The 15094-nt window shown below is 40.7% G+C and carries 14 protein-coding genes; 12 read left to right on the top strand and 2 right to left on the bottom strand.

The window, feature by feature from the left end; genetic code table 11:
- The first annotated feature begins 406 nt into the window (after window positions 1–406).
- Both NE257_RS07845 and NE257_RS07850 read left to right on the top strand, forming a co-directional pair.
- Entirely contained in the window at window positions 407–607 is a 201-nt protein-coding gene (locus tag NE257_RS07845) for a DUF3173 domain-containing protein (protein ID WP_000633909.1), read from the top strand.
- A 26-nt stretch (window positions 608–633) separates the two neighbouring features.
- Complete coding sequence (locus tag NE257_RS07850; protein ID WP_000237798.1) at window positions 634–1827, top strand: site-specific integrase; 1194 nt, start codon at window positions 634–636, stop codon at window positions 1825–1827.
- 67 nt (window positions 1828–1894) lie between these two features.
- Here NE257_RS07850 and guaA read toward each other — a convergent pair whose 3' ends face one another.
- On the bottom strand, window positions 1895–3460 hold the full coding sequence (gene guaA, locus NE257_RS07855) for a glutamine-hydrolyzing GMP synthase (RefSeq protein WP_251886171.1): 1566 nt from the start codon (window positions 3458–3460) through the stop codon (window positions 1895–1897).
- Window positions 3461–3555: 95 nt separating this feature from the next.
- On the bottom strand, window positions 3556–4479 hold the full coding sequence (gene coaA, locus NE257_RS07860) for a type I pantothenate kinase (protein WP_251851995.1): 924 nt from the start codon (window positions 4477–4479) through the stop codon (window positions 3556–3558).
- Between the two features lie 165 nt (window positions 4480–4644).
- Between coaA and NE257_RS07865 the strand changes: the two genes are divergently transcribed.
- The 10 genes from NE257_RS07865 to deoB all read left to right on the top strand — a co-directional run bounded on the left by NE257_RS07865 (window position 4645) and on the right by deoB (window position 15085).
- Entirely contained in the window at window positions 4645–5247 is a 603-nt protein-coding gene (locus tag NE257_RS07865; RefSeq protein ID WP_251851996.1) for a class I SAM-dependent methyltransferase, read from the top strand.
- An 11-nt stretch (window positions 5248–5258) separates the two neighbouring features.
- Window positions 5259–6278 carry a LacI family DNA-binding transcriptional regulator gene (locus tag NE257_RS07870; RefSeq protein WP_251851997.1) on the top strand — a complete coding sequence of 340 codons (1020 nt, stop codon included), beginning with the start codon at window positions 5259–5261 and terminating at the stop codon, window positions 6276–6278.
- A 129-nt stretch (window positions 6279–6407) separates the two neighbouring features.
- Window positions 6408–7709, top strand: coding sequence for a pyrimidine-nucleoside phosphorylase (locus tag NE257_RS07875; RefSeq protein ID WP_251851998.1), 1302 nt, complete (start codon window positions 6408–6410; stop codon window positions 7707–7709).
- Between the two features lie 11 nt (window positions 7710–7720).
- Entirely contained in the window at window positions 7721–8383 is a 663-nt protein-coding gene (gene deoC / locus NE257_RS07880) for a deoxyribose-phosphate aldolase (RefSeq protein ID WP_251869892.1), read from the top strand.
- Between the two features lie 15 nt (window positions 8384–8398).
- Window positions 8399–8803, top strand: coding sequence for a cytidine deaminase (locus NE257_RS07885; RefSeq protein WP_251886172.1), 405 nt, complete (start codon window positions 8399–8401; stop codon window positions 8801–8803).
- Window positions 8804–8869: 66 nt separating this feature from the next.
- Window positions 8870–9970: a BMP family lipoprotein gene (locus tag NE257_RS07890; RefSeq protein WP_040366277.1), complete on the top strand. Its 1101-nt coding sequence runs from the start codon at window positions 8870–8872 to the stop codon at window positions 9968–9970.
- A gap of 209 nt (window positions 9971–10179) precedes the next feature.
- Window positions 10180–11715: an ABC transporter ATP-binding protein gene (locus NE257_RS07895; protein ID WP_143139691.1), complete on the top strand. Its 1536-nt coding sequence runs from the start codon at window positions 10180–10182 to the stop codon at window positions 11713–11715.
- The gene (locus NE257_RS07900) at window positions 11708–12859 is read left to right on the top strand and encodes an ABC transporter permease (RefSeq protein ID WP_040366276.1); all 1152 of its coding nucleotides are present in this window, start codon (window positions 11708–11710) and stop codon (window positions 12857–12859) included. The genes NE257_RS07895 and NE257_RS07900 overlap by 8 nt, the downstream gene beginning before the upstream one ends.
- Window positions 12859–13812 (top strand): ABC transporter permease, encoded by a 954-nt coding sequence (locus NE257_RS07905; protein WP_007207645.1) that lies wholly within the window; start codon window positions 12859–12861, stop codon window positions 13810–13812. Before NE257_RS07900 ends, NE257_RS07905 begins: the two co-directional genes overlap by 1 nt.
- Window positions 13813–13918: 106 nt before the next feature.
- Window positions 13919–15085 carry a phosphopentomutase gene (gene deoB / locus NE257_RS07910; protein ID WP_040366275.1) on the top strand — a complete coding sequence of 389 codons (1167 nt, stop codon included), beginning with the start codon at window positions 13919–13921 and terminating at the stop codon, window positions 15083–15085.
- Window positions 15086–15094: the final 9 nt, after the last annotated feature.

A 15094-nucleotide genomic window follows, 5' to 3' on the forward strand; every position in this document is an offset into this window, starting at 1 on the left:
TATGTTTTGATAGGCTAACAAGCCAAACGTTCTTTGACAATTGAATAAAGCCAATCGAATACGTTTCGATAAGAAAAGAGCCAACGAACTAACACGCCATGATCTATGAAGATAGCGAGCGATTCATGTTAAAACTTCGTAAACAATCTTTAGCAGGATTGTTGCCATGACTTTCTTATCGTGATAATGATACTCCCGTATAGCCACAGTCCGAGCGTTAGTAGCGTCGCAGACAATGGGTACGGCTACATGAAAATCATGCAGGGGTGAAATGCCCGTGAGCTTTGCTAGAGCTGTTCGATTGCTGGGATATTCTTCTCTTGTCAATGTATTATCATAAAAATATTTGATATAATTATAGGTGAATATTGGAGTTTTCCTAGCCTATAATGGGAAAGGAGTAATAATGATAACGGTCACAAAAAAAGATTTAGTTGAGCTAGGATATGGAACTTCTTTTTCAGCAGACATCATAAAAAAAGCAAAAGAATTGATGATTACAAAAGGGCATACCTACTATCAATCTCGAAAGTTAGATAGAGTCCCTCGTGAAGCTGTTGAAGAAATTCTAGGAATTCGGTTTTCAAATGAAAACAGGTCTGAGTAGTTTTTGCACAGTAAGGAGTAAAAACTATGGTTAAAGACCCAATAAAAAAAGCAAAGAATGGAACCTATTATTTTCGTGCAAATCTAGGTTATGATTCTAAAGGAAAAAAAATTCAAAAATATCGTAGTGGATTCACTACTAAAAAAGAAGCAAGAGAAGAATATTCAAAACTACTACTGATGAAACCAGAAGAATTAAGTGAGAATAAGGATAAAATGACGTTTAATCATTATATCTTTGAAATTTTTCTTCCATGGTATAAGACACAGGTAAAGCTCAGAACATATGAAAATCGCTTACCAACTATTAAGAAACATTTCTCTTATTTTGATAAAATGGCTGTTTCCGATATTGAGCCTATTGATGTGCAAAATTGGCAACTAAAATTATCAAAGAAATGTAAGTCTTCTTATGTGAGAGCTGTTCAAGGACTATTTTCAGTTGCTATGGATCGAGCAATTGTCCTTGGGATAACCACCACAAATCCATCTAAGATTATTGGCAATGTGAAAAAGCAAAAGTCTAAAATTGAATTTTGGACAAAAGAAGAATTTGAAAAAGTAATCTCTCTAATTTATAAAGAAGATTACTATCAACACTTTTTATTTATCTCTCTGTGGTTTTTATTTATGACTGGAATGCGAATTGGTGAAGCTACTGCCATTCAATGGGAAGATATTGATTTTGACTCTGGAGTACTAACCATCAACAAAACACTTTATTACAAGAATCAATCGGATTATAGATTTGTTGAACCAAAAACAAAGGCGAGTGTTCGTCATATTGTATTAGATGAATGTACTCTAAATTATCTATCCGAATGGAAGAAAGCACAACAAAATCTAATTCAGACAGACTTTGTAATGAGCTATAACGGTATTCCTACCCAAAAACATACGCTAGCACATGCTATTGAACGCTATGCTAAGCTGGCTAGTATTCATCGAATCAGAATTCATGGTTTACGGCATTCGCATGCTTCCTTGTTAATCAGTATGGGAGAAAACCCACTCATCATTAAAGACCGTTTAGGACATGAAGATATTGAGACGACTTTAGGAACGTATGGACATCTTTATCCTAACAGTAATTTTGAGGTAGCTAACAAATTAAATGGAGCCATTTCCTTTAAAGAAGCAAAACAAAATTATGATACTTCACCAAAGAATCAATTTACTGTAGACTACTTGCGAAACAAAGAAATGAAAAAAGTGCAATAAAAGTGCAGTAAAAAAATAAGAAGAGCCAGAAACCCTTGATAAACAAGGATTTCTGGCTCTCCTACAACTACTCCCACTCAACGGTTGCTGGTGGCTTACTTGTAATGTCATAAACGATACGATTGACGTGTGCCACTTCGTTAACGATACGAACAGAAATTTTTTGTAGGACATCCCATGGAATACGTGCAAAATCAGCGGTCATACCATCAATAGATGTGACAGCACGGATACCAACTGTGTAATCGTAAGTACGACCGTCACCCATTACTCCAACGGAACGAATACCTGGTAAAACAGTGAAATATTGCCAAACGTCACGATCTAATCCGGCACTAGCAATTTCTTCTCGTAAAATGGCATCTGAATCACGGACAATCGTTAACTTTTCTTCCGTAATTTCACCAAGCACTCGAATACCTAGGCCTGGACCAGGGAAGGGTTGACGCCAAACGATGTTGTCGGGCATCCCAAGTTCTGTCCCCAATGCTCGAACTTCATCTTTAAAAAGAGTATTTAACGGTTCAATCAGTTCAAATTGCATATCATCAGGTAGTCCGCCAACATTATGATGAGATTTGATTGTTTGAGCTGTTTCAGTTCCAGACTCGATGACATCCGTATATAGTGTACCTTGTGCTAAGAAGGAGATTCCTTCTTCCCCAGCTAACTTAGTTGCCTCGTCATCAAACAGATAGACAAATTCATTTCCGATAATTTTCCGTTTTTGTTCAGGATCAGAGACACCAGCAAGTTTTGATAGGAAGCGGTCTTTGGCATCTACTTTGATGATGTTTAGGCCAAATTTTCCACCAAGAGCGTCCATTACTTGGTCTGCTTCACCTTTACGAAGTAGGCCGTGATCGACAAAGATTGAAGTTAATTGGTCACCGATGGCTTTTTGTAAGAGCACACCTACGACACTAGAGTCTACCCCACCAGATAAGCCAAGCAATACTTTCTTATCGCCGACTTTTTCGCGGATAGCTTTCACTTGCATATCAATGAAGTTTTCCATACTCCAGTCGCCTTTGCAGCCACAGACAGTTAAGGCAAAGTTTTTCAGTAAGTCGTTTCCGTGCTCGGAGTGGCGAACTTCCGGATGGAATTGCACCCCGTACATTTTTCGTTCTGTGTTTTCAATAGATGCAATCGGACAGTCTTTACTTGTGCCGACGATTGAGAAGCCTTCTGGTGCCTTCGTAACTAAATCACCATGACTCATCCAGACTGTTTGTTTGGCTGGCGTGTGTTGGAAGAGAGCAGCATCAGCAGCTAATACTTCTAATTCAGCTTTGCCGTACTCTTTATTCTTTGCGGCTTCGACAGATCCACCTAGACGATGAGTCATCAATTGCATGCCGTAACAAATACCTAAGACGGGAATACCTAAATCAAAGATGGCTTCATCAATACCAAAAGATCCATCATCATATACTGAGTTTGGTCCTCCTGATAAGATGATTCCTTTTGGTTGCATTTCTTTGATTTCTTCGGCTGTAATTCGGTGGCTCAGTAATTCTGAGAAGACACCGAATTCACGGATGCGGCGAGTGATCAATTGGTTGTATTGGCTACCGTAATCTAGCACAATAATTTTTTCAACGTTAGGCATGTTGTCAACGTTCGTCACGATTATTACCCCTATTCTTTTTTTGATTTATGTTCGTAAGTTAGTATCTATCATAAGCGAGTGAGTGAAAATTTGCAAAAACTTCTTTTCAATTTCTAATATTTTCGTAAAAAGACTTGATCGATGGCGTGATGATGTGTTTTGTGTAGGATGATATCAGCACGACTACGGGTAGGTAAGATGTATTCTTTTAAGTTTTTTAAGTTTACTTTTTGCCAAATTTCTTCAGCAAGTGCAATGGCATCTTGGCGATTGCCAATGGCTAGATTATAGTAATAATTAGTCGGGTCACGAAAGGCAGTGTCTAGGAGTGATTCAAAGCGTTCCAAGTACCATTTTTCGACTAATGATGGATCGGCATCGACGAAAATAGAGAAATCAAAAAAGTCACTGACGTATATTTGCTCATTGGCAGGGAGTTGTAGAGTATTGATTCCTTCTACTAATAAAATATCGGGACAGTCGATGTATTCATATTCATTCTCGACAATATCGTAGACACTGTGCGAATAGATCGGGATAGGGATATTGGGCTGGCCAGACTTGACAGCATTTAAAAAGGTAATCAGTGCTTGCATATCATAGCTCTCCGGAAAGCCTTTGCGATCCATGAGTCCTCGTTCTTCTAAGGTCCGATTTGGATACAAAAAGCCATCAGTCGTAATGAGTTGGACGTTTCGCCGTGGGAAGAGCCGTGCGAGTAGTGTCTGTAGTAGGCGAGCAGTGGTGCTTTTTCCGACAGCCACACTACCGGCAATGCCAATGATAAACGGTGGCATCTTCACATAGCGATGCAAAAACAATCCCTTGCTTAATGTCAGCGATTCAAATTCCTTCATATAAAGATGAATCATGTGACACAAGGGAATATAGACATCCTCCACGTCTTGAATTGAAATCCGGTCATTTAAACTTTTAATGCTATCTAATTCTTCTTGTGTGAGTGGCGTGTAGCCCTTTGTATAGAAGCCTTGCCACTCTTCACGTGGTATCAAATAATAATTGGTCATTTCCTTCATGAAACGGTCTCCTTCGTTTATTCCCAACAAGTTTAACATAAAAAGCTAGTAAAACGCATACTTGTCTGATTCTTTTGTGTTTTTTTGGAGAGGATGCTTAATGGTGTTTGTTTCATTTGAAAATAATTGGTATGATAAAGAAACGACACAAAGGGGAGGATCAAGATGGCTGATCATTATTATACAAAGCAACCAAATACGGCTCATCATGTCAATGAGTGGACGTTTGAATTGAAAAATCATACGTTTCGTTTTTTGACCGATAGCGGTGTTTTTTCAAAAGGAACCGTTGATTTTGGTTCACGGGTATTAATTGATACATTTACGACTGCAGGATTACCAGAGGGCACGCTATTAGACGTAGGCTGTGGCTACGGGCCAATTGGTTTGTCATTGGCGTATGCAACAAAGCGTCAAGTCGAGATGGTAGATATTAATGAACGTGCAGTTTCTTTGGCACAACAAAATGCAACCTTAAATCACATTGATGCAGTGACCATTCATCCGTCAAATATTTACGAAAATGTCCTAGAAGCACGCTATGCGGCAATCGTGAGTAACCCACCGATTCGCGCAGGCAAAAAAGTCGTCCACACAATCTTGTCTGGAGCGTATGAGCGTCTCCTTTCAGGTGGTAGCTTGACGATTGTGATTCAGAAAAAACAAGGCGCACCAAGCGCTCAAAAGAAAATGATTGAAGTCTTTGGTAATGCCGAAGTAATCAAAAAAGAAAAAGGCTATTACATCATCAAAAGTATCAAAGAATAGGGAGTGTAGCAATGAAACTAACCATCCGTCAAATCGCTGAATTATCCGGTGTATCTGTTACGACTGTTTCACAAATTTTGAATAATAAAGGCAGCCGTTTTAGTGAAGAGACGAGACGGCGTGTGTTGGCGATTGTCGAAGAGTATCATTACAAGCCTGATTTCTTTGCTTCCAATGTGATTAAGCGCCATTCGAAAACGATTGGCATGATCGTTCCTGATGTGACCGATGCCTTCTTTTCCAAAATCGTAGAGGGAGCAGAGCGCTACATGAATCCATTGGGTTATATGTTGGTGCTTTGTAATTCACACCAGAGCCAAGAAAAGGAAATTCAGTTTTTAGAAGAATTGGCCCATCGTTCCGTCGATGGGATTTTGCTAGCTACTCCGCACTTATTACCGGAAGCGTACCAAGTGAAAAGTTCATTTTTTCAAAAAACGCCGGTCATTTTGATTGATCGTGGTATTAATACACGAGATACGGGCCGATTAATCATCAAAGAGTATGAAGGAGCGTACTTAGCAGTCAAACATCTCATCACGCAAGGACATCGTCACATTGGCGTGTTAAAGGAAAATACTGGCTATTATCAATTAGAAGAACGATTTAATGGGTATCGTTTGGCGTTGAAGGATGCAGGTATTCCTTTTCGTAAACAATACGTTGCAAGTAGTGATCTGACGATTACAGGAGGATACACGGCCGCTAAAGAACTGTTGCGACGACGCGAGATTACGGCAATTTTTTGCAGCAATGATCTAATGGCTATGGGGTGCTACAAAGCAATCTATGAGGCGGGAAAAAAGGTACCAGAAGATGTCTCTGTGATTGGCTTTGATGATATTCAGTTTTCTGAGTATATGAATCCACCACTTACCACTGTGATGCAACCAACGTTCGATATTGGTTTTACAGCTGCCAAATTCTTGGTAGATGCGATAGAGTATCCTCGCCACCGGGTTCCGAATAAAATTTTTGAAACTAGATTAATTATTCGTGAGAGCACGAAAACATTGACAACCAAGCCGTAGCAATGTATAGTCTATATTGTAAGGGCTTTCTTTATGAAAGTTTATTTAGTAAACCAGTTTACTAAAACGGTTTACTATGTGGGTTTTTTATGTATAATAAAGAAGATTAAGGAAGTGAGGATCAGTTTTATGCGCATGGTCGATATTATTGAGAAAAAGCGTGATGGTCATGCTTTAAATAAAGAAGAAATCGCGTGGGTTATTTCTGAATACACGAACAATAACATTCCAGACTATCAGATGAGTGCCTTATTGATGGCGATTTATTTTGTCGATATGACGGATGAGGAAATCACGCACTTAACACTAGCAATGGCTCATTCAGGTGAAGTGATGGACCTGTCTTCGGTCGCTGGCACAAAAGTAGATAAGCATTCGACAGGTGGTGTGGGTGATACGACGACGTTGATCTTGGCGCCACTGGTTGCCAGTGTTGGTGTACCAGTCGCTAAGATGTCTGGCAGAGGCTTAGGATATACAGGTGGGACGCTAGATAAGCTAGAAGCAATCCCTGGCTTTAAGATTGAAGTGACTGACACCGAATTTATCGAGATGGTAAATGAAAGCAAAGTCGCGGTCATTGGTCAGTCAGGTGATTTGGCACCAGCGGATAAAAAATTGTATGCGTTAAGAGATGTGACGGGGACAGTCAGCTCAATCCCGTTGATTGCTAGCTCAATCATGAGTAAAAAAATAGCAGCAGGGGCAGATGCGATTGTCTTAGATGTAACGACGGGTGATGGCGCCTTTATGAAGAATCTGACAGATGCAAGAAGGCTCGCACACACGATGGTACGGATTGGTGCATTGGCTAACCGCCAAACCATGGCTGTCATCTCCGATATGTCGCAACCACTCGGAGAAGCCATCGGAAATAGCTTAGAAGTGGTGGAAGCAATCGAGACGCTCCAAGGCAATGGTCCTGCTGATTTGACTGAAATGTGCATGGTACTAGGTAGTCAGATGGTCGTCTTAGCTAAGAAGGCAGAGTCGTTGGAAGAAGCACGTGCACTTCTTTCTGAGGCTTTAGCTAGTGGGAAAGCATTAGAAAAGTTCCGCGAAATGATTCGCAATCAAGGGGGCGATGATTCCGTCGTCGACCACCCAGAGGTATTATTAACAGCTCGCTATGAGGTAGCTCTTCCAGCCAAACAGTCTGGTATCATTCAAAAAATGGTCGCTAATGACTTAGGAATTGCGGCCATGATGCTTGGTGCAGGGCGCAAGACGAAAGAAGATACCATTGACTATGCAGTCGGTATCAAATTGCACAAAAAAGTAGGGGACGCTGTGCAAGAAGGCGATACGTTACTGACCATTTATAGTAACCAAAAAGACATTGAAGATGTGATTGAGCGTATTGAACAAAGTATTACGATTGGTGAATCGGGAGAAGAACCAGTTTTAATACATGAAATGATTACAGAATAGGGGATATGAAAATGGAATTAAATCGAATGATCGACCACACAATCTTAAAGGCAGATGCAACTAGAGAATCGGTTCAAACAATTATTGATGAAGCCAAAAAGCATCATTTTTACTCAGTATGTGTCAATCCAACTTGGGTTGCCTTTGCATCTGAACAATTAAAAAATGAACCAGTGGCAGTTTGTACAGTGATTGGTTTTCCTCTAGGGGCAAATACCTCTGCAACAAAAGCCTTTGAAACGACTGATGCCATTCAAAACGGTGCGGATGAAGTAGATATGGTCATCAATATCGGCGCCTTAAAAGATGGCGATGATGCCTACGTACGTCAAGATATCGAAGCAGTGGTGGCAGCGGCGAAAGATCGCGCATTAGTGAAAGTAATTATCGAAACAGCGTTATTGACAGAAGAAGAAATCATTCGTGCGTGTGAATTAGCTAAGCTAGCAGGAGCAGATTTTGTAAAAACATCGACTGGCTTCTCTATAGCGGGTGCAAAAGTGGAACATATTCGCATCATGCGTGCGACTGTCGGACCAGAGATGGGTGTGAAAGCTTCAGGAGGCATTCATAATGAAGCCGAAGCTGTAGCGATGGTTGAAGCAGGGGCAACGCGTCTAGGGACAAGCGCAAGTATTGCAATTATCTCTGGTCAAACGGGCATCGGCTATTAAGGGGTGAGCGAGGAAATGACAAAAGCTAAGCAAGAATGGATCGACAATGCAGTTATGGCACTTGATAAGGCTTATGTTCCTTATTCGCATTTCCCAGTAGGCGCATGCTTGGTTACCAAAGCAGGGAAAGTATACCAAGGTCTAAATATTGAAAATGCTTCATACGGATTAACGAATTGTGCAGAACGTACCGCCATTTTTAAAGCAGTATCTGAAGGGGAACGTGACTTTGCCCATTTGGTGATTGCGGGTCGTACGCCCAAGCCTATCTCACCTTGTGGGGCATGTCGACAAGTCATTTCAGAGTTCTGTCATGCGGCGATGCCAGTCACGCTCGTTGGTGATAATGGTGTGACAAAAGAAATGACGGTCGAGCAGCTTTTGCCGTATTTCTTTAAAGAAGAAGATTTATCAATCTAACTTTGTTCATTCGGTCGTATATGACTGTTGAAAATAAAAAATACTTTTATAGGGGGCTTTACAGAAATGAAAAAAGCAAAATTCATAGGTATTAGTTTGGTAGCATTATCAAGTGTATTGTTACTAGCAGCATGTGGTGGAAAGAAAAGTACAACAAGTTCAACAGCTAGTAGTTCATCATCTAGTAATCACAGTGTCGCACTTGTGACCGATATTGGTGGTGTAGATGACCGTTCATTTAACCAATCTGCATGGGAAGGGTTACAAGAATGGGGTAAAAAACACGACATTAAGCGTGGTACAGGTGGCTATGATTACATTCAATCAGACGATGCAACTCAGTATACGACCAACGTATCAGGTGCTGTACAAAATGGCTTTAAAACTATTTTTGGGATTGGCTACTTATTACAACCAGCAATTAAAGAAGCGGCAGCGCAAAATCCAAATGTTCAATTTGTTATTATCGATGAAACAATTGATGCGGACAACGTTGTATCGGCAACATTTAAAGACAATGAAGCAGCATATTTAGCAGGTATTGCAGCGGCTGAAACGACAAAAACCAATAAAGTCGGCTTCATCGGTGGTGAAGAAGGTGTCGTTATTGACCGTTTCCAAGCAGGTTTTGAACAAGGTGTGGCAGATACAGCGAAAAAACTAGGCAAAACAATCACTGTTGATTCACAATATGCGGCATCATTTGGGGATCCAGCGAAAGGGAAAGCTTTAGCGGCATCAATGTATCAAGACGGTGCGGATATTATCTTCCACGCTTCAGGCGGTACTGGAGCTGGTGTCTTCCAAGAAGCAAAAGCAATCAATAGCCAATTAAACGAAGCAGATCTTGACAGCAAAAAAGTTTGGGTAATCGGCGTAGACAGCGACCAAGCAGATCAAGGTAAGTACACAACAAAAGATGGCAAAGACGATAACTTCACATTGGCTTCAACATTGAAAGGTGTAGGAGCAGCGGTTGAAGATATTTCAACTCGTGCATTAGAAGGTAAATTCCCTGGTGGCGAACATTTGGAATATGGTCTAAAAGATGGTGGTGTGGATATTACAGATGGTTACTTGTCTGATGATGCCAAATCAGCAATTAAAGAAGCGAAACAAGAAATTATTGATGGTAAAATCGAAGTACCTGAAACACCTAGTAAATAAAGAGTATTGTAAATAATCCAAAGAATCAGAGGGACAAAAACCATTCATTGGTTCGTCCCTCAAATTCTATGGAAAAGGCGTGAATGCTTTTTACCAAAGGAAGTGCGATCATTTCTTTTGGTAAGGGAGCTTTCCCGGAGCTAGTTTCTAGTCGAAAATTAGAAGGATGTGAAGAAAGAGTGACCCAAGAACAAAATTATGTCATCGAAATGCGACACATAACGAAGGAATTTGGTACATTCAAAGCAAATGACAATGTGAATTTACAAGTTAAAAAAGGTGAAATTCATGCGTTGCTTGGAGAAAATGGTGCCGGAAAATCGACATTGATGAATATGTTATCCGGTATTTTAGAGCCTACTTCAGGTGAAATATATTTAAATGGCAAAGTGGTCAAAGTGACGAGTCCAACAGCCGCCAATCGATTAGGAATTGGGATGGTTCATCAACATTTTATGTTGGTCGATGCATTTACTGTTACGGAAAATATTATTTTAGGCAGTGAAAAGACCCACTTTGGTACACTAAACAAAAAAGCAGCACGCAAAGAAATCGAAGAAGTATCCAAACGCTACGGACTTTCTGTTAATCCTGATGCCTATGTACGGGATATCTCAGTGGGGATGCAACAACGGGTTGAAATATTAAAAACTTTATATCGTGGGGCAGAAGTACTGATTTTTGACGAACCGACAGCCGTACTAACACCACAAGAAATCGATGAACTCATTACGATTATGAAAGAGTTGGTCAAAGAAGGCAAATCTATCATTTTGATTACGCATAAGCTGGATGAAATTAAGGCAGTCGCAGATCGTTGTACAGTTATCCGTAGAGGGAAAGGAATTGGAACGGTCAATATTAAGGACGTTACTTCACAACAATTAGCAGATATGATGGTGGGCCGTGCCGTATCTTTCAAAACAGCCAAAAAACTTGCGCAGCCAAAAGAAGTCGTCTTGGATGTGCAAAATTTGGTCGTAAAAGAAAATCGTGGCGTAGAAGCAGTCAAAGATCTTAGTCTGCAAGTCCGAGCGGGGGAAGTATTAGGGATTGCTGGAATTGATGGCAATGGTCAATCGGAATTGCTTCAAGCCTTAACTGGTCTGAGGAAAGTAGAGAGTGGTAGAATTACGATTAACGGTGATGACATCACCAATCGCACACCACGGAAAATCACCGAATCTGGAGTTGGGCATGTACCGGAAGATCGCCATAAGTATGGACTAGTATTGGACATGACGTTGGCTGAAAATATCGGTATTCAGACATATTATCAAGAACCTTATAGCAAAATGGGCGTCTTGAATTATGGAGAGATTAACGAACACGCCCGTGAACTGATTCAAGAATTTGATGTGCGTACAGTCAATGAGCTTGTTGCGGCAAAAGCTTTATCTGGTGGAAATCAACAAAAAGCGATTATTGCTCGTGAAGTAAGTCGTGACCCTGATTTGCTCATTGTCGCAAATCCTACACGCGGGCTGGATGTCGGTGCCATTGAATTTATCCATAAGCGTTTAATTGAGCAAAGAGATAAACTAAAAGCAGTCTTGCTAATTAGTTTTGAATTAGAAGAAATTCTGAATGTATCGGACCGTATCGCCGTGATCCATGCTGGTAAAATTGTCGGGATTGTAGATCCTAATGAAACATCTGAAAAAGAGCTAGGCTTGCTGATGGCAGGCTATTCGTTAGAAGATGCACGGAAGGAATTGGCAGAGGTAGGTGAAACAGGTGAATAATCGTTCAGAAAAAATTAGAAATGGGCTAGTCCCAATTATTGCTGTCTTACTAGGATTTTTACTAGGTGGCTTGATCATGTGGATTTTTGGCTATGATCCAGTATCTGGGTATCAAACCATGTTTCGGACAGTGTTCGTTGATTTGCAAAATGGTGGCTTAAATACGCGAAATATCGGGGAAGTGTTTGTTTCGGCTGGGCCATTAATTTTTACAGCATTAGGATTTGCAGTTGCGAATTCAGCCGGCTTCTTTAATATCGGTCTTTCCGGTCAAGCATTGTGCGGCTGGGTCGCAAGTGTCTGGGTTGCGCTGTTGTTACCTGATGCACCACGTTTGGTTGTTTTGCCACTAGCAGTTGTGGTGGGTGTTTTGGCAGGAGCGATTGCGGCAGCGATTCCGGGTATATTGCGCGCATACTTTGGTACAAGCGAAGTCATTGTCACAATTATGATGAACTATATTTTATTGTATGTTAGTACGTATTTAGTGAATGATGTTATGGGGAGTAATATTATCTCTACCAAAGGCGTGACAAAAGCTATCTCTGCGAATGCATCCATGCAGACGAGCTGGTTAGCGGCACTGTCCAATGGCTCACGATTGAACATTGGTATTTTCTTAGCTGGAATCTTTTTAGTGTTGGTATGGTTCTTAATGAAAAAAACGACACTTGGATTTGAAATTCGTTCAGTTGGATTGAATCCTTTTGCGTCAGAGTATGCAGGGATGAGTAGCAAACGCACGATTATTATCTCAATGGTTATTTCAGGCGCATTGGCTGGTTTTGGTGGTGTGGTTCAAGGTTTGGGCACATTTGGTAATTTCTTTGTCCAAGGTTCATCGTTAAGTATCGGATTTGACGGTATGGCAGTCTCTTTACTTGGAGGAGGCTCATCGATCGGCATCTTGCTTTCAGCGCTCTTATTCAGTGTATTGAAGTTAGGCGGCCAAGGAATGCAGTTTGCCGGTATTCCTTCTGAATTAGTAGATGTGGATATTGCCATTATTATCTTCTTTGTAGGAATTAGTTTTGTTATTCATTATGTTTTGGCAAAAGTGTTTCAATCCAAAAAAGAAGCAGTAGTAGTAAAAGAGCTAGAGGACAACGGCGATGAGGACTCGCAAAAAGGAGGGACAATCTAATGAATATAAATATGATTGCATCCGTGTTTACTCAAACATTAATTTATGCAGCACCATTGATTTTAACAGCTCTCGGTGGTGTGTTCTCAGAGCGAAGTGGAATTGTTAATGTAGGGCTAGAAGGAATCATGGTGATGGGCGCATTTAGCGCGATTGTCTTTAACTTAGAGTATGCTGGTCAGTTTGGCGCATGGACTCCATGGTTAGCTACGTTGTTTGGTGGCTTGGTAGGAATGGTCTTTTCTGTCTTGCATGCGGTTGCCACTATTAACTTTCGCGCCGACCATATTATTAGTGGAACGGTATTGAACTTGATGGCCCCGTCATTAGCAATTTTCTTAATCAAAGTAATCTATGGAAAAGGCCAAACAGATGATATTTCTCAAATTTTTGGGTATTATACGTTCCCAGTTTTAAGTGATATTCCAGTGATTGGGAGAATCTTTTTTACAAATACAATGTTACCAGCGTACGTAGCAATTTTGATTTCTATCCTTGCTTGGTTTATTATTTTTAAAACCAAGTTTGGCTTACGATTGCGTTCGGTTGGTGAACATCCTCAAGCGGCTGATACGCTAGGGATTAATGTCTATGGCATGCGATATGCCGGCGTGTTGATTTCTGGTTTTCTCGGTGGTATGGGCGGCGCATTATTTGCTCAATCAATCTCTGGTCGTTTTGCAGTGACGACGATTTCTGGTCAAGGGTTCATCTCGATGGCTGCAATGATCTTTGGTAAATGGAATCCACTAGGTGCGATGGGTGCGGCGATTTTCTTTGGTTTTGCTCAAAATTTAAGTATCGCTGGACGCAATATTCCATTTGTTAAATCCATTCCAGATGTTTACTTGCAAATCACACCATATGTCTTGACGATTTTGGTTCTTGTTATCTTTCTTGGTAAAGCTTCTGGACCAAAAGCGAACGGAAAAAATTATATTAAATCTAAATAATTAATGGGAAAAGGGTGAGAGAAGGGGATTAGATGCCTTCTCTTGCCCTTTCGTGTTGTATAATAAAGAAGAAATAATAGAAAGACCAAAAGAAAGTAGGGAGATTATGTTTAAACGAGTGCATTTGATTGTGATGGATTCTGTAGGAATTGGTCAAGCGCCAGACGCGGATAAATTTAATGATGTTGGTGCGGATACATTAGGGCACATTGCCGAACAAGCAGGGTTAACAATCCCTCATTTGGAAAACCTAGGTCTAGGGACCATTCGCCCGTTACAAGGCGTTGCTAATGTATCAAATCATCAAGGCTACGCTACGAAATTAGAAGAAATTTCTGTCGGGAAAGATACGATGACTGGTCACTGGGAAATTATGGGACTAAATATTAAGACACCGTTCCGAGTATTTCCAGAAGGATTTCCTGAAGAACTATTAAATAAAATTGAAGAATTTTCTGGCCGGAAAATTGTCTGCAATCTTCCTTACTCTGGGACAAAGGTGATTGATGATTACGGTGCACATCAAATGGAAACAGGTGATCTAATTGTCTATACTTCTGCTGATCCAGTATTACAGATTGCGGCACATGAAGACATTATTCCACTTGAAGAGCTTTACCGCATTTGCCAATACGTCCGGGACATCACCAAAGATGATCCGTATATGATTGGTCGTATTATCGCACGTCCTTATGTTGGCACTCCAGGTAACTTTACACGTACGGCTAATCGTCATGACTATGCGCTAGATCCATTCGGTCACACGGTCTTGGATTCGCTAAAAGAAAATGGTAAGCAAGTCATCGCTGTGGGTAAAATCAACGATATCTTCAATGGCCAAGGAATTACAGATTATGTTCGCACGAAGAGCAATATGGATGGAGTCGACCAATTATTAAACGTAATGGCCAATGATTTTGAAGGCTTGAGCTTTACTAATCTTGTTGACTTTGATGCATTATTCGGTCATCGTCGGGATGTGAAGGGCTATGCCAATGCCATCGAAGAGTTTGATGCACGCATGCCAGAAATTATTGCTGCTATGCAAGACGATGATCTTTTGTTGATTACAGCGGACCACGGCAATGATCCTACGTTCCCAGGAACAGACCATACGCGTGAATACGTACCGTTGTTGGCATTTAGTAAAAAATTAACTGGCCAAGGTGCATTGACGCAAGGCCACTATGCCGACATCGCAGCGACGATAGCTGAGAACTTTCATGTGCCAGCGACTGAAAACGGCGTAAGCTTTTTAAATCAATTACAATAGGAGTTGAAA

The organism is Enterococcus italicus (assembly GCF_023743875.1).
In the GTDB taxonomy this organism is placed as follows: domain Bacteria; phylum Bacillota; class Bacilli; order Lactobacillales; family Enterococcaceae; genus Enterococcus_G; species Enterococcus_G italicus.